At 64.1% G+C, this 25,354-nt stretch carries 22 protein-coding genes and 2 tRNA genes; 13 read left to right on the top strand and 11 right to left on the bottom strand.

Annotation, left to right across the window (positions count from 1 at the left end; translation table 11 throughout):
* The first annotated feature begins 161 nt into the window (after positions 1-161).
* Positions 162-1,571: an HNH endonuclease gene (locus tag IP92_RS02395; RefSeq protein ID WP_199271811.1), complete on the top strand. Its 1,410-nt coding sequence runs from the start codon at positions 162-164 to the stop codon at positions 1,569-1,571.
* A 218-nt stretch (positions 1,572-1,789) separates the two neighbouring features.
* Here IP92_RS02395 and IP92_RS02390 read toward each other — a convergent pair.
* The 3 genes from IP92_RS02390 to IP92_RS02380 all read right to left on the bottom strand — a co-directional run bounded on the left by IP92_RS02390 (position 1,790) and on the right by IP92_RS02380 (position 5,801).
* A tRNA-Ser gene (locus IP92_RS02390) sits at positions 1,790-1,880 on the bottom strand.
* 187 nt (positions 1,881-2,067) lie between these two features.
* Positions 2,068-4,083: an acetate--CoA ligase gene (gene acs / locus IP92_RS02385; protein ID WP_145872905.1), complete on the bottom strand. Its 2,016-nt coding sequence runs from the start codon at positions 4,081-4,083 to the stop codon at positions 2,068-2,070.
* A gap of 158 nt (positions 4,084-4,241) precedes the next feature.
* Positions 4,242-5,801: a methyl-accepting chemotaxis protein gene (locus tag IP92_RS02380; RefSeq protein WP_145872904.1), complete on the bottom strand. Its 1,560-nt coding sequence runs from the start codon at positions 5,799-5,801 to the stop codon at positions 4,242-4,244.
* A gap of 310 nt (positions 5,802-6,111) precedes the next feature.
* On the opposite strand from IP92_RS02380, the gene IP92_RS02375 reads away from it, so the two are divergent.
* From IP92_RS02375 to IP92_RS29820, 8 genes are all read left to right on the top strand, one after another.
* Entirely contained in the window at positions 6,112-6,714 is a 603-nt protein-coding gene (locus IP92_RS02375) for a TIGR00645 family protein (protein ID WP_145872903.1), read from the top strand.
* Between the two features lie 24 nt (positions 6,715-6,738).
* Complete coding sequence (locus IP92_RS02370; protein ID WP_145872902.1) at positions 6,739-8,268, top strand: fumarate hydratase; 1,530 nt, start codon at positions 6,739-6,741, stop codon at positions 8,266-8,268.
* A gap of 16 nt (positions 8,269-8,284) precedes the next feature.
* Positions 8,285-9,121: a glutamate racemase gene (murI, locus tag IP92_RS02365; RefSeq protein ID WP_145872901.1), complete on the top strand. Its 837-nt coding sequence runs from the start codon at positions 8,285-8,287 to the stop codon at positions 9,119-9,121.
* A 116-nt stretch (positions 9,122-9,237) separates the two neighbouring features.
* Positions 9,238-9,313 (top strand) — tRNA-His (locus IP92_RS02360).
* A gap of 70 nt (positions 9,314-9,383) precedes the next feature.
* Positions 9,384-9,614, top strand: coding sequence for a hypothetical protein (locus IP92_RS02355; RefSeq protein ID WP_145872900.1), 231 nt, complete (start codon positions 9,384-9,386; stop codon positions 9,612-9,614).
* 125 nt (positions 9,615-9,739) lie between these two features.
* Positions 9,740-10,429 (top strand): NIPSNAP family protein, encoded by a 690-nt coding sequence (locus IP92_RS02350; RefSeq protein ID WP_145872899.1) that lies wholly within the window; start codon positions 9,740-9,742, stop codon positions 10,427-10,429.
* 100 nt (positions 10,430-10,529) lie between these two features.
* The gene (locus IP92_RS02345; RefSeq protein ID WP_145872898.1) at positions 10,530-10,976 is read left to right on the top strand and encodes a hypothetical protein; all 447 of its coding nucleotides are present in this window, start codon (positions 10,530-10,532) and stop codon (positions 10,974-10,976) included.
* Positions 10,977-11,094: 118 nt separating this feature from the next.
* Entirely contained in the window at positions 11,095-11,241 is a 147-nt protein-coding gene (locus tag IP92_RS29820; protein WP_158206806.1) for a hypothetical protein, read from the top strand.
* Here the strand turns inward: IP92_RS29820 and IP92_RS02340 are convergent, their stop codons facing one another.
* The 7 genes from IP92_RS02340 to dusA all read right to left on the bottom strand — a co-directional run bounded on the left by IP92_RS02340 (position 11,242) and on the right by dusA (position 16,828).
* Positions 11,242-11,595 (bottom strand): hypothetical protein, encoded by a 354-nt coding sequence (locus IP92_RS02340; RefSeq protein ID WP_145872897.1) that lies wholly within the window; start codon positions 11,593-11,595, stop codon positions 11,242-11,244. It lies immediately after the preceding gene.
* Between the two features lie 152 nt (positions 11,596-11,747).
* Positions 11,748-11,921, bottom strand: a complete 174-nt coding sequence (locus tag IP92_RS30080) for a hypothetical protein (protein WP_199271810.1) — start codon at positions 11,919-11,921, stop codon at positions 11,748-11,750.
* Between the two features lie 43 nt (positions 11,922-11,964).
* On the bottom strand, positions 11,965-12,540 hold the full coding sequence (locus IP92_RS02335) for a hypothetical protein (protein WP_145872896.1): 576 nt from the start codon (positions 12,538-12,540) through the stop codon (positions 11,965-11,967).
* Between the two features lie 192 nt (positions 12,541-12,732).
* Complete coding sequence (locus IP92_RS02330) at positions 12,733-13,074, bottom strand: energy transducer TonB (protein ID WP_145872895.1); 342 nt, start codon at positions 13,072-13,074, stop codon at positions 12,733-12,735.
* A 33-nt stretch (positions 13,075-13,107) separates the two neighbouring features.
* Positions 13,108-13,440 carry an energy transducer TonB gene (locus tag IP92_RS02325; RefSeq protein WP_145872894.1) on the bottom strand — a complete coding sequence of 111 codons (333 nt, stop codon included), beginning with the start codon at positions 13,438-13,440 and terminating at the stop codon, positions 13,108-13,110.
* A gap of 35 nt (positions 13,441-13,475) precedes the next feature.
* Positions 13,476-15,224, bottom strand: a complete 1,749-nt coding sequence (locus IP92_RS02320) for a methyl-accepting chemotaxis protein (protein WP_229418576.1) — start codon at positions 15,222-15,224, stop codon at positions 13,476-13,478.
* Positions 15,225-15,826: 602 nt separating this feature from the next.
* Positions 15,827-16,828: a tRNA dihydrouridine(20/20a) synthase DusA gene (gene dusA / locus IP92_RS02315; protein ID WP_145873290.1), complete on the bottom strand. Its 1,002-nt coding sequence runs from the start codon at positions 16,826-16,828 to the stop codon at positions 15,827-15,829.
* 192 nt (positions 16,829-17,020) lie between these two features.
* Between dusA and IP92_RS02310 the strand changes: the two genes are divergently transcribed.
* From IP92_RS02310 to IP92_RS02295, 4 genes are all read left to right on the top strand, one after another.
* A complete protein-coding gene (locus IP92_RS02310; protein ID WP_229418575.1) occupies positions 17,021-18,292 on the top strand; it encodes a rhamnogalacturonan acetylesterase in 1,272 nt (423 codons plus the stop codon).
* On the top strand, positions 18,292-19,251 hold the full coding sequence (locus IP92_RS02305; protein ID WP_145872893.1) for a glycoside hydrolase family 43 protein: 960 nt from the start codon (positions 18,292-18,294) through the stop codon (positions 19,249-19,251). Before IP92_RS02310 ends, IP92_RS02305 begins: the two co-directional genes overlap by 1 nt.
* Positions 19,252-19,379: 128 nt before the next feature.
* Positions 19,380-21,671, top strand: coding sequence for an outer membrane beta-barrel family protein (locus IP92_RS02300; protein ID WP_145872892.1), 2,292 nt, complete (start codon positions 19,380-19,382; stop codon positions 21,669-21,671).
* A 156-nt stretch (positions 21,672-21,827) separates the two neighbouring features.
* On the top strand, positions 21,828-23,255 hold the full coding sequence (locus IP92_RS02295; protein WP_229418574.1) for a glycoside hydrolase family 88/105 protein: 1,428 nt from the start codon (positions 21,828-21,830) through the stop codon (positions 23,253-23,255).
* Positions 23,256-23,560: 305 nt separating this feature from the next.
* On the opposite strand, the gene IP92_RS02290 is transcribed toward IP92_RS02295, so the two are convergent.
* Positions 23,561-25,240, bottom strand: a complete 1,680-nt coding sequence (locus IP92_RS02290) for a rhamnogalacturonan acetylesterase (RefSeq protein ID WP_145872891.1) — start codon at positions 25,238-25,240, stop codon at positions 23,561-23,563.
* Positions 25,241-25,354: the final 114 nt, after the last annotated feature.

Genomic DNA, 25,354 nt, shown 5'->3' with positions numbered 1-25,354 from the left:
TCCGGGACCAAAAGGTCTCGCTCAACTGGCTTTGGGCTCGGATTGTTCCAGTTGCCTTAATCGGTCGAGTTTGGGTGGACCATACTCACAGTCACATCTTGTGACACAGAGTAGATGACTTCGAGTAATATTTTCTAATCGTTGAAACCAACTTTTAGAAAATGAAGATACAAGATGCGGTAAGTGCGCTGCTGGGCTGGTACAACGCGCGTGCAGTTGAAGGAAAGGGACGCATACAACCTTTCCAGTATCGTGATGCTGGGGCAGCGATAGGAATATCAAATTGGGAAACTCATGCTCAGTTCTTCGGGCAGGTGCAGTCAGGAGTCGATTATGCGTGTTACCGCTGCGACCTTCCTCCCTTGTCCCTCACTGCCGCCGTCCCATTTCGGAACGCTTGGACGCTCGATGCCAGCTTCGATTGGGCGTTCCCTGTGGAGACAATGACATCCGCCGCAAGAAATCATACTTGGACCAGCGAAGAATTCGCTGAGCTGATCGCCGCCACAAGCACGGTAGGCGGGTCCCCAAGAATCAAGTGGAAGACTGAGCTAGAACTAAATGCTCCACAGGTGAGAAGATGGGCTGAGCAGCTCGGGAGCCTTTCAATTGTGCCCGCGACATCAGTCCCCCGTGCGTATTGGTGGGTGAACCAAAATCAGACGTACAGGGACGAGACCCTAGGCGGTTTTCTGTGGTCGCCTAAGACACGTGCAGACGGCGCCGCAAACAAATTCTATGAAAATATGGTCGACGTTCGGCCGGGCGATGTCATCTTCTCGTTCTGCGACACGAAGATAAAAGCGATAGGTGTGGCCACGGGCACTGCGCATGCGGCACCGAAGCCATTCGATACCTCCGGAGCGTACTGGGCTGACGAAGGCTGGCAAGTACCAGTGGAATTTAGAGAGCTGCCCCACCCTATCCGACCGAAGGACCATATCGAGCTACTTCGCGAACATCTACCACCTAAGTACTCGCCCTTGCAACGGACCGGCGACGGTCTTCAAAGTGTCTATCTCGCGGAGGTGCCTCTGGCGCTTGCTGACGTTCTCATTAGCTTGCTGGGGACTCAATACACGACCGCTTACGCCAGGCTAACAGCGGTAACAGGCGACCTCACCAGGAATGACGAGCAGATTGAAAAGGCGATAGAAGGCAGAACTGATATCGGGCCGACCGAAAAGGCTAGTCTTGTGATGGCGCGGCGTGGGCAAGGGATTTTTAAGTTGAACGTCGCTAAAAACGAGCGCGGATGCCGTGTGACTGGCATAACGGATCACGGCCATTTACGTGCAAGCCATATCAAGCCGTGGGGGGCATCGAGTGATGTTGAGAAGCTAAACGGCTGCAACGGCCTTTTGCTCGCGCCTCACGTCGACCATCTGTTTGATAGAGGACTGATCTCGTTTGCTGATGACGGAACGATGCTGGTTTCGGGGTTGCTTGATCCCGCTGTGCTGAATGCCTGGGGTATCTCGGCGCAAAGAAACGTCGGGATGTTCAAGCCTGAGCAGGCCGTGTTTTTGGCTTTCCATCGTGAAGAGATCTTCAAGAAGGCACAGAACTGATTTATGGTGACGACGCGCGCCCTCGGCGCGCGGCGCCGTTGAAGGACTTGCCCGCTGGGCGGGCAAGTCCTTCAGCGGCAAATGGGCGATTCGGAGAGCCCCGCGCTGGTAAGCGCGTGTCTTCGAATCCCCCACGGAGGGCGCGCAGGCGCCCTCCTTCTCTCCGCCATGAAACAAAAAAAATGGCCACCCGAAGGTGGCCATCTTTTTTGTATTCCTGGCGGAGAGAGGGGGATTCGAACCCCCGATAGGCTATGAACCTATACACGCTTTCCAGGCGTGCGACTTAAACCACTCATCCATCTCTCCTGCATCTCCCGCATCGCGAGAGCCGCAGATTATAGCAGGTGTCTTGAAGAGTGCAAAGTTTTTTGCGGGCAAGCCGCACAGTGTGGTGTGCGGCAGCCGCAGACTTGGAACCGGGGACAGACCCCAAGCGCGAAAACCGGGGTCAGTCCCCTCGCGCCGCCGGCCTGCTCGCCGCATACAACTCCCCTCAGGCACTCTCCTTGAGCTGCTCCAGAATCGCCGGATTCTCCAGCGTGGAGACGTCTTGAGTGATGGCCTCTCCCTTCGCCAGCACCCGAAGCAAGCGCCGCATGATCTTGCCCGACCGCGTCTTCGGCAGGTTGTCGCCAAACCGAATCTCCTTCGGCTTCGCGATCGGCCCGATCTCCTTGCCGACCCAGTTACGCAGCTCCGTGGCCAGCTTCTTAGCCTCCTCACCAGTAGGCCGTGCCTGCTTGAGTACGACGAATGCGCAGATCGATTCGCCCGTCGTGTCGTCCGGCTTGCCGACCACCGCAGCTTCCGCCACCAGCGGGTTGGCGACCAGTGCGGACTCGATTTCCATCGTGCCCATGCGGTGGCCCGAGACGTTCAGCACGTCGTCGATGCGGCCCGTGATCGTGAAGTAGCTCGTGTCCTTGTTGCGGATCGCGCCGTCGCCGGCCAGGTAGTAGCGGCCGCCGAATTCCTCGGGGAAGTAGCCGGCCTTGAAGCGCTCCGGGTTGTTCCAGATCGTGCGGATCATCGATGGCCATGGGCGCTTCACGACGAGGATGCCGCCCTGGCCGTTCGGCACGTCGTGGCCTGCTTCGTCGACGATCGCGGCCATGATGCCCGGCAGCGGCAACGTGCAGGAACCCGGCACCATCGGCGTGGCGCCCGGCAGCGGCGTGATCATGTGGCCGCCCGTTTCCGTTTGCCAGAACGTGTCGACGATCGGGCACTGCTCGCGGCCCACGTTACGGTAGTACCACATCCATGCTTCCGGATTGATCGGCTCACCCACGGTGCCGAGCAGGCGCAGCGAGGAGATGTCGAAGTTCTTCGGGTGGACCTTTTCGTCGCCGTCCGATGCCTTGATCAGCGAACGGATCGCGGTCGGTGCCGTGTAGAAGATCGTCACCTTGTGCTTCGCGACGTTTTCCCAGAAGCGGCCCGCGTGCGGGTAGGTCGGGATGCCTTCGAAGATCAACTGCGTTGCGCCGACGGCCGTCGGGCCGTACGTGATGTACGTGTGGCCAGTGACCCAGCCGATGTCGGCGGTGCACCAGTACACGTCGTCCGGCTTGATGTCGAAGGTCCACTTCATCGTCAGCGCGGCCCACAGCAGGTAGCCGCCGGTCGAGTGCTGCACGCCCTTCGGCGTGCCGGTCGAGCCGGACGTGTACAGGATGAACAGCGGGTGCTCCGCTTCCACCCACTCCGGCTCGCACTCGGCGCTCTGCTGGTCGACGAGGTCGGACAGCCAGATGTCGCGGCCTTCCTTGAAGTTGATGGCGCCGCCCGTGCGCTTGTACACGACGACGTTCCTGATCGTGTCGCAGCCGCCCATCGCCAGCGCTTCGTCGACGATCGCCTTCAGCGGCAGCTGCTTGCCGCCGCGGACCTGCTCGTCGTTCGTGATCACGGCCACGGCGCCCGCGTCGATGATGCGTTCCTGCAGGCTCTTCGCGGAGAAGCCGCCGAATACCACGGAGTGCGTCGCGCCGATGCGGGCGCAGGCCTGCATCGCCGCCACGCCTTCGACGGACATGCTCATGTAGATCACCACGCGGTCGCCCTTCTTGATGCCCAGCGACTTCAGGCCGTTGGCGAACTTGCAGACCTTCTCGTGCAGCGCTTTGTAGGTGACGTTGGTGACGGTGCCGTCGTCCGCTTCGAAGATGATCGCGGTCTTGTCCGCATTGCCGTTCTTCAGATTGCGGTCGAGGCAGTTGTAGGAGGCGTTCAGCTTGCCGTCCTCGAACCACTTGTAGAACGGCGCGTTGTCTTCGTTGAGCGTGCGGGTGAACGGCATCTGCCATTCGATGTTCTCGCGCGCCAGGCGGGCCCAGAAGCCTTCGTAGTCGCGCTCGGCTTCGGCGCACAGCGCCTGGTACGCTTCCATCCCCGAGACGGCGGCCTGCGCGGCGAACGGCGCCGGCGGTGCGAAGATGCGGTTCTCGACGAGGCCCTGGTGTTCGGTATCCTGGCCGGTCCCTTGCGCGGTACTTGGTGCGTTCATGCTTGTCTCCATCGTGGTAGTAGTTTGCTAAAAACAGTAAGGGGGCCCCCTTACAGCCCCCTTACAGCGCAGCAAAGCGCTTAAGCAAACGGCATTACTGCCATTCTAACCACATTCACGAAGACGCGAGGACGCCCTCTCCGCCACTCTCCGTTCGGTCAGCGCAGCGGCACGAGCGCGCGCCCTGCCCCGGTATCGAGGCGGAACACGGACACTGCCTGCGCCAGCGCGTCCGCCTGCTCCTGCAGCGACGCGGCCGCGGCCGATGCCTGCTCCACCAGCGCCGCGTTCTGCTGCGTGATGTCGTCCATTTGCGTGATCGAGACGTTCACCTGCTCGATGCCGGCGCTCTGCTCCACGCTGGCCGCCGTGATGTCGGCCATGATGTCGGTCACGCGCTTCACGCCTGCCACCACATCGTCCATCGTGGTGCCGGCCTGCGAGACGAGGCGGCTGCCCGCGTCGACCTTTTCGACGGAGTCGCCGATCAGTTCCTTGATCTCCTTGGCCGCGCTGGCCGAACGCTGCGCCAGGTTGCGCACTTCCGATGCGACCACGGCGAAGCCGCGGCCCTGCTCACCCGCACGCGCCGCTTCCACCGCCGCGTTCAGCGCCAGGATATTGGTCTGGAACGCGATGCCGTCGATGACGCCGATGATGTCGACGATCTTGCGGGCCGACTCGTTGATCGCGTCCATCGTCGAGACGACCTGGCCGATCACTTCGCCCCCCTTCACCGCCACGCCCGATGCGGCTTGCGCCAGCTGGTTCGCCTGGCGCGCGTTGTCAGCGTTCTGCCGCACGGTCGTCGTCAGCTCGCCCATCGATGCGGCGCTGTGCTGCAGCGAGCCGGCCTGCTCCTCGGTGCGCTGCGACAGGTTCAGGTTGCCCGCGGCGATCTCGCCCGATGCCGTCGCGATGGTATCGGTACCGCTGCGCACCTCCGAGACGATTTTCACGAGGCTGTCGTTCATGTGCTGCAGCGCGCGCATCAGCTGGCCGATCTCGTCGTCGCCACGCACCGTCACGCGGCTCGTCAGGTCGCCCTGCGCCACCGTCTCCGCCAGTTTCAGTGCTTCGCCCAGCGGTGCCGTCACGGACTTCACGAGGCGATAGCCGACGAGGGCCGAGAACGCCAGCGCGATCAGCACCGCGCCAATCAGTACGTTGCGCGACGTGGCGTTCGCGGCCAGCAGCTCTTCCACGTCGGCGTCGGTGCGCTTGTTCTGCAGTTCGATCAGCTGCTTGAACGCCTTCACGGTGGCGGCGCCGTGCAGGTTGGTGTTCTTCGCGCGCCACTCGGCCGCTTCCTCCGTCTTGCCGGCCGAGTACAGCTCGAACCAGCGCGGACGCGAGTCGAAGTACTTCGCATACGATTCCTTCAGCTGCGCCAGCGCGGCCTTTTCCTCGTCCGAATGGGGCAGCGTTTCGTACGATGCCAGGCTGTCCTTGATGATGCCGGCCCACTTCTGCTCGTCGCCAAGGATCTTCGCGCGCGCCTGCTCATTGCCGGTCATGAAGTTGGCCACGCCGAAGCGCAGCTCCCACATGGCGTTCTGCGCCGTCACGAGGCCGGCGCTGCTGGACTTCAGGTTGCCGATGCTGGCGTTGTTGTGCGCGAGGGTGCGCAGCGACATCCCGCTGACGACGAGCAGCAGGGCGAACAGCACAGCAAGCATCAAGCTGATGCGCGTGCCGATTTTCAGGCGAGTGAACATGTTGTATCGATCCGTTGGTGTTATTTGGGGGGCGCGAGCGGCGCGGACGGCGGGGGCGTGGCCATCAGGAGTGACAATCCGGCATGGATGCTGCGGTGGGGGGCAGCGGCCGAAGCTGGCTATTGTAGAGCTTTATGTTGCCCTGGTAAAACAATTTAGCAATGAGTGTTTCAATAGCGTAACAATAGGATCGGCGAGCGTCCGTTGTACGGCGGGCTCGCGGGCTGATTCTTGAACTGCGGCAAGGGGCCGACGGGTGTAGAATGTCGGGTGTTTTTGTTCGCATCGCCCAACCGGAGCCTTCCCCACGATGACCGATCCGCAACACCGCAACGGACCCAAGCTCAGCCCCATCCCCGCCTTCATCTTCATGTCCCGCTGGTTGCAGCTGCCGCTGTACCTGGGCCTGATCCTGGCGCAGTGCGTCTATGTGTTCCACTTCTGGGTCGAGCTGAAGGATCTGATCGGCGCCGCGCTCGGCAACGAGGCCTCGCTGCAGCACATCTTCCAGGCGGTGGCCGTGCCGAACGCGCCGGTGCCGACGAAGCTGAACGAGACCACGATCATGCTCGTCGTCCTGGGACTGATCGACGTGGTGATGATCTCGAACCTCCTGATCATGGTGATCGTCGGCGGCTACGAAACGTTCGTGTCGCGCATGCACCTGGAAGGCCATCCGCACCAGCCGGAATGGCTGTCGCACGTGAACGCCTCCGTGCTGAAGACGAAGCTCGCCACGGCGATCATCGGCATCTCGTCGATCCATCTGCTGAAGACGTTCATCAACGCCCAGGTCTACGACGCCAAGACGCTGATCGCGCAAACGCTGATCCACATCGCCTTCCTGTTGTCCGCGATGGCCATCGCGTACACGGATCGCATCATGACGGGCACCCATTCGAAGCACCACTAATCCAGCCAATCGCAAGAGAAAATCATGACCATCATCAAGCAAGACGACCTGATCGAATCCGTGGCGGCAGCACTGCAGTACATCAGCTACTACCACCCGGCCGACTATATCCAGCACCTGGCCCGCGCGTATGAAGCGGAACAGAGCCCGGCGGCCAAGGATGCGATCGCGCAGATCCTGACCAACTCGCGCATGTGCGCCGAGGGCAAGCGGCCGATCTGCCAGGACACGGGCATGGTCAACGTCTTCCTGAAGATCGGCATGGGCGTGCGCTTCGAAGGCTTCAAGGGCACGGTGACGGACGCCGTCAACGAAGGCGTGCGACGCGCCTACAACTTCGCGGACAACAAGCTGCGCGCATCGATCGTGGCGGACCCGCACTTCGAGCGCAAGAATACGAAGGACAACACGCCAGCCGTCGTGCACATGGAACTCGTCGAAGGCAACACCGTTGAAGTGGCGGTCGCGGCGAAAGGCGGCGGCTCCGAGAACAAGACGAAGTTCGTGATGCTGAACCCGTCCGATTCGCTGGTGGACTGGGTGCTGAAGACCGTGCCGCTGATGGGCGCCGGCTGGTGCCCGCCGGGCATGCTGGGCATCGGCATCGGCGGCTCGGCCGAGAAGGCGATGCTGCTGGCAAAAGAGTCGCTGATGGAAGACATCGACATGTACGAGCTCAAACAGCGCGGCCCGCAGAACAAGCTCGAAGAGCTGCGCATCGAACTGTGCGACAAGATCAACGCGCTGGGCATCGGCGCGCAGGGCCTGGGCGGTCTGACGACCGTGCTGGACGTGAAGATCAATATGTACCCGACCCACGCGGCGTCGAAGCCCGTGGCGATGATTCCGAACTGCGCCGCGACGCGCCACGCGCACTTCGTGCTCGATGGTTCCGGCCCCGCCTATATCGAGCCGCCGAAGCTGTCCGACTGGCCGAGCGTATCGTGGGCGCCGGACACCGAGAAGTCCAAGCGCGTCGACCTGAACACGCTGACGAAGGAAGAAGTGGCATCGTGGAAGCCGGGCCAGACCCTGCTCCTGAACGGCAAGATGCTGACGGGCCGCGATGCCGCGCACAAGCGCATCCAGGACATGCTGGCCAAGGGCGAACAGCTGCCGGTGGACTTCACGAACCGCGTGATCTACTACGTGGGCCCGGTCGACCCGGTGGGCGACGAAGTGGTCGGCCCGGCCGGCCCGACGACGGCCACGCGGATGGACAAGTTCACCGACATGATGCTCGAGAAGACGGGCCTCATTTCGATGGTGGGCAAGGCCGAACGGGGGCCGGTGGCGATCGAATCGATCCAGAAGCACCAGTCGGCTTACCTGATGGCCGTGGGCGGCGCCGCCTACCTGGTGTCGAAGGCGATCAAGCACGCCAAGGTCGTCGGCTTCGCGGACCTCGGCATGGAAGCGATCTACGAGTTCGATGTCGTCGACATGCCGGTCACGGTGGCTGTCGATTCCACCGGCACGTCGGTGCACAACACGGGTCCGAAGGAATGGGCCGTGAAGATCGAGAAGCTGAAGGCCGAAGGCGCCCTCGCCTGATCCCGGGAGAAAGCGCATGAACCAGCCGGTCCACCATGTGAATGCCGAGTCGCCGATCGGCGTGTTCGATTCCGGCGTGGGCGGGTTGTCGGTGCTGCGCCATATCCACGCGCAGCTGCCGCACGAGCACCTGATCTACTTTGCCGACTCCGGTCATGCGCCATATGGCGACCGCAGCGAGGAATGGGTGATCGAGCGCTCGCTGGCCGTCGCCGGCTTCCTGTTCGGGCAAGGGATCAAGGCGCTGGTCGTCGCGTGCAACACGGCCACGACGGCCGCCATCAAGGCGATCCGCGCTCAATGGCCGGGCATGTCGATCGTCGGCGTCGAACCGGGCCTGAAGCCCGGTGCGGCCGCCACGCAGACCGGCAAGGTGGGCGTGCTGGCCACGGACCGCACGCTGCACAGCGAAAAATTCCTGCAGCTGCGGGACCAGATCGCTGCGAGCACGCACGCCGAGTTCCTGCTGCAGCCTTGCATCGGCCTGGTCGACCAGATCGAGCTGGGCGAGCTGGGATCGAGCGCCACGACGGCGCTGCTGGAGCAGTACGTGATGCCGTTGCTGGACGCGGGTGCCGATACCCTGGTGCTGGGCTGCACGCATTACCCGTTCGTCGAACAGGCGATCCGCAACGTCGTCGCCCAGCACGCGGTGCGGACGGTGACGTTGGTCGACACCGGCGACGCCGTCGCCCGCCAGCTGGCTCGCCTGCTGGAAGGCGCCGGCCTGCAGCGCCCGGCCGGCGTGCCGCACCTGCGTGGCTACACGACGGCCAGCGCGGCCGTGCTGGCCGAAGCATTCCGCGGCCTGCTGGGGCTGACGCCGCAGGTGGATGCCGTGGAAGTTGCTTGAATTCGGGGTCAGACCCCGTTTTTGGGAAATTTTCAAGATGGGGTTTGCCAGATGCCAATCGGCCTTGTATAATGCGGCCTCTGTTGCGCTACTGGCGTAACAAAAGCAGTTCAGTGGTGGCTGTAGCTCAGTTGGTAGAGTCCAGGATTGTGATTCCTGTTGTCGTGGGTTCGAGCCCCATCAGCCACCCCAAGAATTCCGGAAGGCCGCGCAAGCGGCCTTTTCCGTTTTACGCCCTACCTCTTCCGCAGCTCCCCTCCCTATGACGATCCAGACTTCCAACATCGCCACTGCGCGCCCAACCGCATCACGCCGCCTGGCCGCCATGTGCGGATATGCCTTCTGTGTCGTGGTCGGCACCGTGTCCGTGCTGACGGCGCTCGGCATGGTTACCACGCACCGGACCTGCGCAGAGCAGTTGCGGCGCGCGGATGCGGGGCCGGAACTCTTCCGGCAGCCATACCGCAGCCAGCTGGAGTGCGCGAAGGAGTAAGCGCGCCCAAACGCCACACGGTCGCGGCGTGTGGCTTTTTGGTTTCCCGGCGCTCGCCGCAATACAGGGCCAATTCTGTCCGCAATCTGCGCCACTCTCGCCGCTTTATACCGAAAGAGGACGCCATGACCGCCACCTTCCCCGTCATCGAACTGCGCCGCTACGCGATCAGCCCCGGCCAACGCGAGCGCTTCGGCCGCTGCTTCGAGACTTACTTCCCCGAAGCCTTCCAGCAATTGGGGGCGCTGGCGCTGGGCCAGTTCGACGCCCACGACGATCCGAACGGCTTTTTCTGGCTGCGCGGTTTTTCCAGCTGGGAGCAGCGCGCCGTGGCGAATGCCGCGTTCTACTACGGCCCCGTGTGGCGCGAACACAAGGGCCTGATGAACGACATGATGACGGACAGCGACAACGTGCTACTGCTGCGTCCGCTGACGCCGGCCCATGCCGTGCCGGTGCTGCCGGCCATCGATCCGCTGGGCGAGCGCGCTCAAGGCGTGCTGGTCGCGCAGATCTTCACGTGCCGGCGCGACGTGGCAGAACTGGCGGCGCTTGCCGAGCCGCTGTTCCAGCGCTATCGGGAGACCGGTGCGCGCGATGCCGGCCTGCTGGTCACGCTCGACTTGCCGAACAATTTTCCGCAGCTGCCCGTGCGCACGGACGGACCACACCTCGTCTGGCTCGGCCTGGCGCCTGACGAAGGCGTGGTAGACGCGCTGCTGCCCGTCGCCCGCCAGGCCGCCGATCAGCTACAGCAAGCGGCGGAACTCGTAGTCTTGCGCCCCACCCGGCGCTCGCGCTTGCGCTGGCTGTAGCGCCGTACCGACATGCCCCAGAAAGCAGAGCGAAAGTTGCCAAGTGGAATTTGTTTAGAGCTACAATAATGGCATTAAAGAATTCCGACTCGAAACGATCATGGCAGAACCCATCCTGAAGGAACTCTCCACCTACAGCAAGGACACCCCCACCGAGCGCCCCGGGCGCGACGGCCGGGCCGGCGTGTTCGTGCCCACCGAAGCATTCGACCTCGGCGGCTCCACGACGATCCGCAAAGGTGCCGGCATCGTCGGCTTCGGCAATCCGGACGGCTCGCTGACCGTCTACTTCGAAGCCAACCGCTTCGACGAGACCAGCCTGCACAAATGGGAAAACAAGGTGCGCAAGGCGTACGACCGCTGCGTGATGGTTGCGCCGACCGTGTCGAAGGCAAAGATGGATGCGAAGACGCTGGAGCTGATCGGCTACATCGACGGCGCCGGCATCAACGTCAAGCTGCCGGAACGGCTGACGGAATGGCTGACCATCTCGGATGCGCTCGATACGGCGCCCGAAAGCAACATCATCCCGTTCGGCCGCCGCTGAGCCGGTGCGGGCAAACAAAAAAGCGCAAGGCAAACCGCCTTGCGCTTTTTTTCACGAGCTTTATTCCTACAACCGGTCGCACTTTTTGCCGATGACCCCGCAGGAGCGCTCTTCTAAGATGACCTTACGTCATAAGGAGCGCATCATGCACCGGCACATTCCCCTCACCTTCAGCACCGTCCTGCTTGGTCTCGTCGGCACGTCGACCTACCTGCTGTGCTCCACCGACCTGCTCCACAACGCGACGTTCTTCTTGCTGCACTGATCAGCGACGGCCGCGCCAGCCGCCCCAGCCACGGCCGGAGCGGTGGCTGAACACGAAGTCCAGCCCGATCGAGATCGGCGGATAGTAGTAAGCGGGCGCCGGTGCATAGACCGGGGCCGGCACGTAGACGGGCTGCGGCACATACGTGACCGTCGGCGCCGGCGGCAGCGGTTCAGTGGTGTACGTGACGGCCGAGCCGGAACGGACGGCCGTACCGGGAGCCACGGGCGTGACGGACACGGTATGCCATTGATACGGATCGACGGGCTGCGCGGTGTAATACGGCCCCGGGGCGGCACAGCCGGCCAATATGGCGATCGACGCGACCGCGGGCACCGTCATCAGACGTTTCATTGCAGGTTTCATTGCGGGTTTCATTGCGGATCTCCTTCCCAATAGAGAACTATAGGGAATTTCGCGCGCGTCTGCCGCAGTTTTACACACGGTTACAGCGCCGGACAACACCGAAACAGTCGGCAGTGCCCGGCCCCGTTGCTGCCGGCATCTCAATGCTTGCGCGCACGCTTCTTGCCGCCGCCGGCGCCTTCGTTGCTGCCGGCCTTCGTGTGGCTGGCGGCTTCCTTGCCCTGCTTTTTCTTGTTGTCCGATGCGGACGATTCCACCTCCGCCTGCGTGGCGGCTTGCTTGTTCTGGCTACCCGAAGATTTAGACTGCGCCATCAGTTCCTCCGTACATGATCGTGGCAGGCCCACGCCTGTTCAATCAAATATACGGGATGTCGCAGGTATCGAGCGCACGCCCGTTCTGGTCCAGGCGCTGGGCGCAGATCTCGAAGCGGATGCCGTAGTCGAAGTCGACCCGGTACACCTTCCCATAGGGCAGCGCCACGCCCTGCTGCAGCGCCTTGCGGTACGTGAGCGCCGGCACGTCGGACGGGATCGCCATCGACGTGTGGAAGTTGCGGCGGCGGTCCTGCTGGCGGCGGTGCACGTCGACGGACAGTCCCAGGTCCAGCGCTACGCCGCCCGGCACGTAGTCGTACCGGGTGACCGTGCGCGCCGCGCTCAGCACGCCCCAGGCACACGGCACCGCCGCATCGGGGCAGTGCTTGACCTGGGCCAGCGGGAAGATCTCCTCATGGTTCGCCAGCCGCACCAGCGGCCACGCGGTGCGCACGCCATCGGGCTTGCCGGACATCGGGTTCGTCCACGTGATCGCGTTCACGACCGACACGGTCTGCTTGTCCCGGGCGGGATCGTTCGGATTACGCAACAGCGACAGCGAGCAGCCGGACAGCAGCGTCAACGACATCAGGGACAGGCAAAGCGGACGATTCATGGCGATAGAGGGACTGACGATACCTCCAGATTAACAGATGTGAGCCGGCGCCAACAGCCCAGGACGGATTGATATGGTTGTGGCCGTGTCAGCGGTGCCTGGCAGCCGGACCACCGGCGGACACAAGCTCGGCCATCAAGCGCGCAAAAAAAAGCCGGCTCACGCGAGCCGGCTTTTCCAGGGGTGGAACGATCAGTCCAGTTTCCAGGCGTAGTCGACCTTGGTCCAGGTCTCGGCCGGTGCGCCGTCTTTCGTGCCCGGCTTGAACTTGCAGGCGGACAGCGATTTGATCGCGGCCTTGTCCAGGTTCTTGAAGCCGCTCGACTTCTCGATCTTCGAATCCTTCACGTCGCCCGCGGCGGACACCAGGAAGGACATCGACACGGTGCCCTGCTCCTCGTTCATCAGCGACGCCTTCGGGTATTCGGCCTTGCAGTTCTTTGCATCGAAAGAAGCCGGCACTTCCGCGGCGGCCGCGCCACCGGCGAAGAGTACCGCGGCGATCACACCCAACCAACGCTTGTTCGTAAACATCTGATTTCCCCTGTTAGTAAAGACGGTTATTGGTTACAGCGACCAGACGTAATCGACCTTGGTCCAGGTCTGCGCCACGGCGCCATCCTTGGTGCCCGGTTTGAACTTGCATGCCGTGAGCGCTTTCAGCGCGGCCTTGTCCAGGTTCTTGAAGCCGCTCGATTTTTCGAGCTTCGATTCCAGCACTTCGCCGCTCGGCGACACCAGGAACGACATCGACACGGCGCCCTGCTCTTCGTTCATCAGCGAGGCCTTCGGGTACTCGGCCTTGCAGTTTTTCGCATCGAACGATGCCGGAACTTCGGCCGCGAAGGCGGCGGTGGAAACCAGGGAGGCTGCGATAAAACCGATCAAACGCTTGTTCATTTTTCTTCCAGACGATTTATTAAAAACAGTGCTGCTTAAAACTCTTCCCACTCGTCGGCGCCCGACGATGCGGCGACGACTTTCTTCGGCTTGGCGGGTGCCGGTGCAACCGGTGCCACTGCGGTCGACGGCTTGCGGACCGGCAGCGGCTTCACGTTCGACGTGCTCGGCACCGACTTCGCGGCGACTGCCACGGCGTCGATCACGGCGCGCTCTTCGCCCGCCTCCAGCTTGAAGATCGAGACCACGCGGGCCAGTTCGGCCGCCTGGTCCTGCAGGCTTTGCGCGGCCGCGGCGGCTTCTTCCACCAGCGCGGCGTTCTGCTGCGTCATGCTGTCCATCTCGATGATCGACTGGTTCACCTGCTCGATGCCGGCGCTCTGCTCCTGGCTGGCGTTGGCGATCTCGCTCATGATGTCCGTTACGCGGCGCACCGAGGCCACCACTTCGTCCATCGTCACGCCGGCCTGGCCGACCAGCTTCGAACCGCGCTCCACTTTCTCGACGGAGTCGCCGATCAGGCCCTTGATTTCTTTTGCCGCATTGGCCGAACGCTGCGCCAGATTGCGCACTTCCGATGCCACGACGGCGAAGCCGCGGCCCTGTTCACCGGCACGCGCCGCTTCCACCGCGGCGTTCAGCGCCAGGATGTTGGTCTGGAACGCGATGCCGTCGATGACGCCGATGATGTCGACGATCTTGTTCGCGGACTCGTTGATGGAGCTCATCGTGTCGACCACCTGCGACACCACGGCGCCACCCTTGCGGGCCACGTCCGATGCGCTGGCGGCCAGCTGGTTCGCTTCGCGGGCGTTGTCGGCGTTCTGCTTCACGGTCGACGTCAGTTCTTCCATCGCCGACGCGGTCTTCTCCAGCGACGATGCCTGCATCTCGGTACGCGACGACAGGTCGATATTGCCGGCGGCGATTTCACGCGACGCGGTGCCGATCGTTTCGGTACCCACGCGCACCTGGCTGACGATGTTCACCAGGCTGTCGCGCATGTCCTTCATTTCATACAGCAGGCTGTCCTGCGTGGCGGTCGCGGTGTCGATCGACACGGACAGGTCGCCGTTGGCGATGCTGCCGGCGATCGACGCGGTGTATTCCGGCTCGCCGCCCAGCTGCTTCAGCAGGCCGCGGGTGATCATGTAGGCGGCGGCGACCGAGATCAGCACGGCCAGCACGCCCATGCCGATCATGAAGTTGCGCGCGCTGTCGAAGCCTTCGCGGGCATCGACCTTGACCTGGTTGTTCAGCTTGTCCTCGAAGGCACCCAGCTGGTCCAGCGCTTCCATCCACTTCTTCTGTGCCGGGCGGATTTCCTTGATCAGGATCTTCGTCGCGCCCATCGCATCGTTGGCGAGCCACAGCGCGGAGGCGCGCTCGATGGCCGGCATCGCGACGCCTTCGTGTTCCTTGATCTGCCCCAGCAGCTTCTTTTCTTCCGGCAGCGCTTCGATCGCGAACTGGGCTTCCAGTTTCTTCAGCGCGGCGTCGTATTTGCTGGCCTGATCCTTGATGCGGGCGAATTCAGGCTCCATGTCGGCAGGGTCGGACATCAACGTCAGCGTACGCAGCGAGCCGATACGGTCGGCCACGTTGTTGCGCATGTCGATCACCAGGCGGGTGACGACGTTGTTCACGCTGACGACGTGATCGAGGCGGTCCTGGATCTGCGCCATGCGGAAGATACCGACCACTGTCACGGCAACCAGGAATAGCAGTACCAGTGCGAAACCGAGGCCCAGACGAGTCCCCACCTTCATTTTGCTTAAATTCATTTCGGCTCTTCGTTAAACGATTGTTGTTGATTGCTCAGCGAGAACGTTTCTGTACCCTACTGACCCTTGCTGTTGCGCAAGTATCCACAGTAACAAACATTGACTGCGAATGCAAAACAAGGGGAGGAAAACGTTGAACAGCTGTCGTTTTTCATCCCTAATCCACACATGGAAGAACGACGAAATGTGTGTCTATAAAGAAATTATAGTTGGGTACGTTGCCACGCAGCAAGCAAAATATGCCCAAAAAACACGCAAACCAACTTTCTATGGGGAAATTGCGACAAACCTGCCAAAATGCTTGGCAAAAAGGCCGTTCGGCAGCGTTTACGGGGTCGGAGTGACGCGTGGTTGCAACGCACGAAGTACCGTGGCGCCGCAATGACCGGAATCAAATGGGAAGTTCGCGGCGTTTTGCAGCCGCATGCAAACGCAGTGCGTGGATATCGCTATCAATAGCGCAGTGTTGCGGCGCGCTGACGCCATTGGGCGGGCAGAAGGGTCAGGACAATATTTCCCGAAAACGGGGTCTGCCCCCCCTTTTGAGCAATGTTGCCTGAAAACCGGTGACAGACACCGGTTTTCGGGAAATATTGCAGAACTCAGCGGCCGCGCAGCGCGTCCAGCAGCAGTTCGGGGTTGCCGGCGGCGAGCTTCTTCGAGTCGGACAGCGTCTGGCGGAACTGCCGCGCGCCCGGCAAGCCTTGCATCAGGCCGAGCATGTGACGGGTGATCGTGTTCAGCTTCAGGCCCCGGCCGCCCTCCTTCGCCAGCTGGGCGGCGATGTACGGCATCATCGCGCGCAGTACTTCCTCGCGGCTCTTCACGGGCGCCGCGTCATCGTAATAGCGGCTGTCGAACGTCGCCATCAAGTAGGGGTTGTGGTAAGCCTCGCGTCCCAGCATCACGCCGTCGACGTGCCGCAGGTGCTCGTCGATCTCGCTTTCCGTCTTGATGCCGCCGTTGATCAGGATCTCGAACTGGGGGAAATCGCGCTTGAGCTGGTAGGCATACTCGTACTTCAGTGGCGGGATCTCGCGGTTCTCCTTCGGCGACAGGCCCTTCAGGATCGCGTTGCGGGCGTGGACGATGAACGTCGTGCAGCCGCCCTGCGCCACCGTGCCGACGAAGTCGCGCACGAAGTCGTAGCTTTCGCTGGCATCGATGCCGATGCGGTGCTTGACGGTGACGTCGATCGACACCGCGTCACGCATCGCCTTCACGCAATCGCGCACCAGCTCCGGCTCGGCCATCAGGCAGGCGCCGAACGCGCCTTTCTGCACGCGCTCCGACGGGCAGCCGCAGTTCAGGTTGATCTCGTCGTAGCCCCATTTCTCGCCCAGCTTCGCCGAGACGGCCAGGTCATGCGGATCGCTGCCGCCCAGCTGCAGTGCGACGGGGTGCTCTTCCTCGTTGAAGCGCAGGTGCCGCTCCACGTCGCCGTAGACAAGCGCGCCGGTCGTCACCATCTCCGTGTACAGCCACGTGTGCTTCGTGATGTGGCGGTGGAAGACGCGGCAATGGCGGTCGGTCCAGTCCATCATCGGGGCGACGGACAGGCGGCGGCCGCGGTACGGGGCGGTGGAGGTCGGGGCGGTGGTCATCACGGCAGGCTTGCAAACAGGGCCGGACATTATACAGCGCGGGCGGGCCGCCGACATGCGCGGACCGCGCATGGACAGCTCCCCAGACGCGCCCTAATGCCACGCTCAAGTTCCTGATTCTTTCCCGCCGTGGCGCAATCGCCCGACAGCGCAGGCATAGAATGGCGCGCGACAACGACATATGGAGACATCATGACAACGTTCACGCTCCTGCTGCGCCGTACCGCCGCCTGCGCCCTGCTTCTGGCAAGTTGTGCGGCCGATGCGGCGATGCCGCCGGCCGGCTGGCGCTTCGACTTCGCCGGCGCCACGCCGGGCTACACCGCTATCCGCCCCGGGATCGAATACGACGACGCCCGCGGCTACGGCGTCGAGCCGGGCAGCGTACCGGGCGCCCAGCCCTTCTACTTCTCGGCCGACGTCCCCGAGGGGAACGTGGCGGTCACCGTCACGCTGGGGCCGGGCACGCACACGATCAAGGCGGAGCTGCGCCGGCTGATGCTGGACCGGGTCGAGGTGCCGGCCGGGCAAACGGTCACGCGCACGTTCGTCGTCAACACGCGCACGCCGGCCATCCCCGCCGCCAACGGCGTCAGCGCCGGCGCCGTGAACCTGAAAGCGCCGCGCGAAACGGTGCAGGAAGCATGGAACTGGGACAAGCGCCTGACGCTCGAGATCCACGGCGGCGTCGACAAGGTGGAGATTCGGCCGGTGCAGGTGCCGACCATCTATCTGCTGGGCGATTCGACCGTATGCGACCAGCCCGGGGAGCCGTACGCCAGCTGGGGCCAGATGCTGACGGCCTTCTTCAAGCCGGGCGTGGCCATCGCCAACCACGGAGAGTCCGGCGAGACCTACCGCGATTCGCTGCAGCGCCGCCGGCTCGACAAGATCGTCTCGCTGCTGCGGCCCGGCGACACGGTGCTGCTGCAGTTCGGCCACAACGACCAGAAGCAGATCAAGCAAGGCACCGGCAGCATCGCCACGTATCGCGACGAATTGCGCCGGCACGTGGACGCCGTGCGGGCACGCGGCGCGTTGCCGGTCGTGCTGTCGTCGATGGAGCGGCGCGCATTCGATTCCAACGGCAAGGTGGTGCCGTCGCTGATCGACTATGCGAGCACGGCGCGCCAGTCCGCCCAGGAGCTGGGTGTGCCGTTCATCGACCTGAACGCCACCAGCAAGGTGCTGTACGAGGCGCTCGGCGTGGAAGGCTCGAAAGCGGCGTTCGCGCTGCCCGCGCCGGACCGCCTCGACAACACCCACCACAACAATTACGGCGCGTGGCTGCTGGCGCAGGCGGTGGCGGCCGGCATGCGCGATGCGAAGGTCCCTGCCGCGGCGGAACTCGTCGACGGCTTCGCGTTCGATGCCGCCCATCCGCTGCCGGCCGCGCGGTTCACGGTGCCGGCCAGCCCGCACTTCACGAACCAGCGCCCGCTGGGCGACGAGGCGAACCGGTGATGCGCCGCCTTCTGCCTGTTTCGTTATTGGCAGCGCTGCTGTGCTGCGCCCTGCCCTGCCGCGCGGACGCGTGGCTGTTCGCGTACTTCACGCAGAATGGCGAAGACGGCCTGCACTTCGCCGCCAGCACCGACGCCTACACGTGGGAGAAAATCGGCGGCAGCTGGCTCACGCCGAAAGTCGGCAAGGCCCGGCTGATGCGCGACCCGTGCATCGTGCGCGGGCCGGACGGCACGTTCCACATGGTGTGGACGTCCGGCTGGAACGAGAACAATATCGGCTATGCGTCGTCGCGCGACCTGATTCACTGGTCCGAGCAGGAGGAACTGCCCGTGATGGCGCACGAGCCGGGCGTGCTGAATGCATGGGCACCCGAGATCGTGTACGACGACGCACGCGGCGAGTTCCTGATCTTCTGGGCTTCCACGGTGCCCGGCAAGTTCAAGGAGACGTCCGGCTCCTCCGAAGAGAAGTACAACCACCGGATGTACGCCACGACGACGAAGGACTTCGCCACGTTCACGCCCACGCGCCTGTTCTACGACCCCGGCTTCTCCGTCATCGACGCGACGTTCCTGCAGGCGCACGGCAAGCGCTACCTGATCGTCAAGGACGAGACGCGCAACCCACCCCGCAAGCACCTGCGCATCGCAGAAGCGCCGGACCTGCGCGGGCCGTTCGGGTCGCTGTCGGCGCCCATCACACCGCCCGGCCTGTGGGTCGAAGGGCCGACGGCGATCCAGGCGGGCGACGATGTGATCGTGTATTACGACGCCTACACGACGAAGCACTATGGCGCGCTGCGCTCGCGCGACCTGAAGCACTGGGAAGACGTGACCGCCAGGATGCGCTTCCCGGACGAAGGCACGCCGCAGCGGATGCGGCACGGTACCGTGTTCGCCGTGCCGGATCATGTGCTGGCGGCGCTGCGCGCCAGCGCCGCGCGGCAAACGCCTTGAGGCAAACCATGCGCGGCTTAACGCAAACCGGTAAATGTAAACAATATGTTACTTAACGTATTGGGCGGGAAATAATGGCGCGCGTTGTGCACGGTACAATCGCGCACCACTCCAATAACATCCCGATCATGCGAACCCGAAATCGTCGCCACGCAGCCCTCACCTTGCTGGCGCCCGCCCTGCTGTGGCAAGGCGCCGTTCATGCGCAGCAGACCACCGCGCCGGCAACTCCGGCCACACCGGCGGCGCCGGCAAAGCGGCAGCCCGCCGCTCCCGTCACCAGCACCCAGCCGGACAGCGGCATCGCCGCCAGCGTCACCGTCTCGGCCGAGCGGCCGACGAACCGGATCGACCGCCAGGTGTACGACGTGAAATCGGATGCGTCGAGCAGCAACGGCTCCGCGGCCGATGCGCTGAACAACGTGCCATCGGTGAACGTGGACCCGGATGGCAGCGTGACGCTGCGCGGCAGCAGCAATGTGCAGATCCTCGTGGACGGCAAGCCGTCGGCGATGCTGCAGGGCGAGGCGCGCGGCGCGGCGCTGCAGGCGATTCCCGCGGACGACATCGAATCCGTCGAAGTGATCAACAACCCCGGCGCGCAGTTCGGCAACGAAGGCGGCGGCGGGCCGATCCTGAACCTGGTGATGCGCCGCTCGCGCAAGCCGGGCGGCTTCGGCTTCGCCAACGCGAACGTGGGCACGGCGGGCCGCTACAACAGCTCCGTCTCCGGCACCTACAACGAAGGCCGCTGGGGCTTCCAGGGCGGCATGAACGTGCGGCACGACGGCCGCGACTCCGTCAGCGACACGGTGCGCGACCGCGCAGACGGCACGCACTACACGCAGCATTCCACGTCGAAGGGCCTGAACGACATGGGCGGCTTGAACGGCACCGTGTCGTACAACCTCACCGATCGTGACACGCTGGCCGCCAGCGTCAGCTACCACCGCCGCACCAACGACCAGAACGGCCGGGACCAGTACCTGACCGTCGACGATGCCGGCCTGCCGCTGGAGGACTACGTGCGCACGACGAGCCGCAGCGGCACCAGCGAGAACTACGGCTGGGGCGCGCGCTGGGACCACAAGGGCACGCTGCCGGGCGAATCGCTGAAGACGGACCTGCGCGTCTCCGGGTCCACCAACGACGCCACCAACGACTTCGCCAATGCCTATACGGTGGGCCGGGGGCGCAGCCCGCTGAGCCGGCAGGACATCGACACGGGCAACCGCATCGTCGACCTGACGGGCGACTACGAGCGGCCCACCGACAGCGGCGTGCTGAAGCTGGGGTACAAGGCGGTACGCACGAGCAGCACGTCCGACACGATGTATGTCGACATCGATCCGGCCACGCAGGGCGAGACGATCGACCCGACGCGCACCAACAGCTTCAAGTACGAGGAGACGGTGCTGGCGGCGTATGCGTCATACCAGCTGCGGCTGAACGAACGGTGGGGCATCCTGGGCGGCATGCGCGTCGAGCATACCGACATGGACATCTCGCAGCTGACCAGCCAGGTCCATGCGGACAACAGCTACCTGAACTGGATTCCCAGCGCATTCGCGCAGTACAAGGTATCCGACGACAGCACGCTGCGCTTCTCGTACGCGCACCGGATCCGCCGGCCGAACGCGGGGGACCTGAATCCCTACGTGATCTACCGCGACGAGTTCAACGTCTCGTCGGGCAATCCGAAACTGAAGCCGACGAAGACCAACTCGTTCGAAGTGGGCTACGAAACGCACTTCGGCAAGATCGAAGCGAACCTGCGCGGTTACTTGCGCAAGGAAGACGACGCGATCCTGGAACGCAAGTACTTCATCAGCGACACGGTACTGCTGACGACGCGCGACAACCTCGGCACGAACCGCTCCGGCGGCCTGGAATTCACGCTGACGGGCAAGCTGCTGCCGACGCTGTCGCTGAACACGAGCGGCAACCTGGCGCGCACCGAGCAGACGCAGGTCGAGCTGGATGGCACGCAAACGAAGCGCACGGCATCGTCGCTGAGCGGGCGGTTGCGCCTGAACTGGCAGGCCACGCCGGTGGACATGATCCAGACGGCGATTCAGGCGCAGGGCAAGCAGCTGACGGGCCAGGGCTACCGCGAGCCGAATACCACGGTGAACCTGACGTACCGCCGCAGCCTGACAAGCAAGCTGGCGTTGTCGGTGAACGTGACGGACCTCTTCGACCGCAACAAGTTCGAGACCATCACGGACACGGCGCTGGTACAGGAGCACACGGTCCGGCGCTTCGATGGGCGCGTGGTATATGTCGGGCTGTCCTACCGCTTCGGCGGCGTGGGCTCCGGCGATCGCCAGGGCGAGGATGGGCCGCGCTTCCGTCCTGGTGGCCCAGGCGGTCCTGGCCCCGGCGGCTTCGGCCCCGGGCCCGGCGGCTTCGGCGGATGACACATGCAGCAGCCCACGGGCTGCTGTTTTTTTGCCCGCTTCGATCAACAATGCGAGCGTTCCGGCTTCCTACCGCGCAGCGCATTGCGGCGGCACTGCGAATCGGCTACTGTCACTTGAAAAGCGCCATCAACCACCGTGGAGACGACAGTTCAAGTGAAGAAGACCCAGTTCAACATCAACGCCGGCCGCACCCTGCTCGGCACCCTGGTCGCGTGCGCGCTGGCGCATGCCGCATACGCGCAGGACGCCCCGCCACCACAGGAGAAGGGCCCGGCGGCGAAGGACGCGATGCTGCATGCACTGCAGGTGAATTACCCGAACCCGTATCGCGCGATGGAAGCGGCGGAGGTGAAGGCCGTGATGGACCGCGTGTTCGCCTACCTGGACGCGACGACGCCGGCCGAACTGGTCGACCAGCGCAGCGGCAAGCCGATCGCGCGGCTCGACAAGGCCGAGCCGGATGCCGTGCTGAAGCCGGGCGACTTCCGCCTGACCAGCTATGAGTGGGGCGTCACCTATGCCGGCATGCTGGCCGCCGGCGCGGCCACGGGCGATGCCCGCTACACCGACTACACCGTCAAGCGCCATCGCCTGCTGGCGGACCTGACGCGCCTGTACTACCCCGGCGTGCAGGCCGATCCCGCCGGTGCGCACGCGCCGATCAAGAGCTTCCTGAACCCGCATGCGCTGGACGACGCGGGCGCACTGTGCATGAGCTTCCTGAAGGCGAAGAACATGGGCGCCAAGGTCGACTACGGCCAGATGATCGGCATCTGCGGCACGTTCGTGACGGAGAAGGAATACCGGCTGAAGGACGGCACGCTGGCGCGCGGCGGCCCGGATGGCAAGGGCGGACGGAAGATGCGTCCCCTGCCGGACACGCTGTGGCTCGACGACATGTTCATGGGCGTGCCGACGATCGCGCTGATGGGCAAGCACACGGGCAATGCGAAGTACTACGACGACGCGGTGAAGCAGGTGCTGCAGTTCTCGCGCCGCATGTTCAACCGCGACCTGGGCATCTACATGCACGGCTTCGTCGAAGGCATGCGTGACCACCCCGAGCTGCACTGGGCGCGCGCGAACGGCTGGGCGATCATGGCGATGGTCGAGGTGCTCGAGGTACTGCCGAAGAATCACAAGGGCTACGAGGCCGTCGTCGACCAGCTGCGCGCACATGCGCGGGGCCTGGCGAAGTACCAGGACAAGGACGGCATGTGGCACCAGCTGATCGACCGCAGCGACTCGTACCTGGAGACGTCTGCAACCGCGATCTACACCTACGCCATCGCCCGCGCCGTCAACCGCGGCTATCTGGACAAGGAGATGTACGGCCCGATGGCGAACCTCGCGTGGAACGCGGTGGCCGGCAAGGTCAACGCGAAAGGCGAAATCGAAGGCATCTGCGTCGGTACGGGCATGGCATTCGACCCGGCGTTCTACTACTACCGCCCGACGAGCACCCGCGCCGCCCACGGCTACGGCCCCCTGCTGCTGGCCGGCGCCGAGATCATCGAGATGAACCGCAAGTTCAAGTTCGGCGCCAACGACAGCGGCTTCATGTACCAGGGCGACCGCTGATCCCCACCGCAACTAATTTCCAAAATTCGGGGACTGTCCCCGATTTTTGGAAACACTTTGAATAACCATCGGCGATAGCTCGGCAATGCCGCTGGAAAGCATGTGCCGCTGCACATCCGCCTCACATTCCACGGATTGTTTCCAAAATTGAGGGACTGTCCCCGAATTTTGGCAACACTTTGAATGAAACGTGGCGATTGCTCGGCAGTGGCGAATGAACACGTGCGACTTCGGCGGCTTGCCGCGCATTCCACGGTTCGTTGCCAAAAATCGGGGACAGTCCCCCGTAGTGGAAAAGCTACACTTTACGGTTGGGCCGGGGCGACGTCGCGGCCCTGCGGCGACAGCCAGGCGCCGATCGGGTTTGTCGGCAGGCCCTTCAGGGTGGCGACGACGCGTTCGGCGTTGAAGCGGGCGCCGACGTCGTTCGTGTGCGTGCGCGCGTCGGCGAATTGCGCGTCCACCGCCGCCGCCCCGATGCGGCGATAGGCGTCGGCGATCGCCAGCGTCAGGTCGGCGAACAGCGCGCCGTGGCGCTGCGCGACTTCGCGGTCCCAGCTTGCGAAGGTGGCGAAGTCGCGCCCTTGCTGCCACGCGTCGCGGTGCGGCACGGGCGACAGCAGCACGACGGTCGCGCCCTTCGCCCGCGCTTCCTGGACGTAGCGCGCCATGTACCAGCCGAACGTGTGGACTTGTTCGACGGTGCCGTCGGGCTTCTTGTCTTCCACGGTTTCAGGGCCCGTGCCGGCGCCGGATGCGCGGCCCTTCATCGCGGGGTCGCCGATGCGGCCGCCGTCGTTGTGGCCGAACTGGATCAGCACCACGTCGCCCGCCTTCAATTGCTCGAGCACCTTCGCCCAGCGGCCCTCGGTCAGGAACGTGCGGCTGCTGCGGCCGCCGATCGCGTGGTTGACGACGTTCACGCGGCTCGCATCGAAGTAAGGCGCAATGCGCTCGCCCCAGCCGATCGGGCCGCTCATGTCGCCACTCCTGCCGCCGCTCTTGACGGTCGAATCGCCGACCAGGTGCAGCGTGGGCAGCGCGGCGTTCGCGGCTTGCTCCACCTTCACGGCCGTCGCGTCGACGACCGGCCGTTCGTCTTCCGCCGCCGGCACCGCCTTGCCCCGCTCGTTCAGCGCGCCCACCAGCACCGGGATGCCCAGCGCCTTGATGCCGCCGACGACGAGCCGCGCATTGATCTCGGCGCCCGCCCAGTTGGTGTGCACCGTCTCATCGGGCGTCGCGACGGGGAACAGCTTCATCACCGCGTCGCGGCCGATCTCGTCGTAGCGCCTAGCTGCCAGTTCGTTCAGGTCGATGAAGCCCACGTGCTCGCCCCGAGCCACTTCCTTGGCCCAGCCGGCATAGTCGGCCGCGTTGCGCAGCGCCTTGCCCCGCTCGTCCCAGCGCTTGCGCGGGATTGGCGAACAGATGACGGGCGTGGCGCCCTTCGCGCGGATGTCGGCGACGAACTTGCGCAGGTACCAGCCGTAGCTGTGCACCGTTTCGCGCTGCTTCGTCAGCAGGTTGTCGATCTCCTCGGTCTCGTCGCCGGTGCCGCGGATCGTGCCGCGTGCGCGGCTCGTGTCGTTGATCGCGCTGGCGTCGTTGTGCCCGAACTGCATGACGACGACGTCGCCCGCCTTCACCAGCGCCAGCGTGCGCTGCCAGTGCCCGCTCGTGATGTAGGTGCGGCTCGACAGCCCGCCGACGGCGCGGTTGACGACGTTGAGTTTCGCCGGGTCGAAGTAGGCGGCGATCGGATTGCCCCAACCCCACTGCCCTTCCGGTCCTTTTCCCTGGCCGTCGTCTTGGCCGTTGCGGACGGTGGAGTCGCCGATCAGGATCAGCGACGGCAGCGATGGGTTGGCAGGGTCCGGCAGCGTGACCTGCGCGCGGGCGGGATCGGTGCTGGCGGTGAATGGCTGCGCCAGCGCGGCCAGATGGAACAGGAGGAGGATGAGCGTCTGCAGGATCTGTTTCATGGGCTTATTCTATGACCGCGACATCGCACCGCCGCCGCCGGCCTGCAAAGAATCAGGAAGATGAGCGGACGCGCCAGGGCATCGCGCGCACAATCGGCATTTTCAACCCCTCGT

Source organism: Pseudoduganella flava (genome assembly GCF_007830495.1).
Lineage (GTDB): Bacteria > Pseudomonadota > Gammaproteobacteria > Burkholderiales > Burkholderiaceae_D > Rugamonas > Rugamonas flava.
Note: the sequence above shows the minus strand (reverse complement) of the source record. Positions and strands in the feature narration are given on the sequence as shown.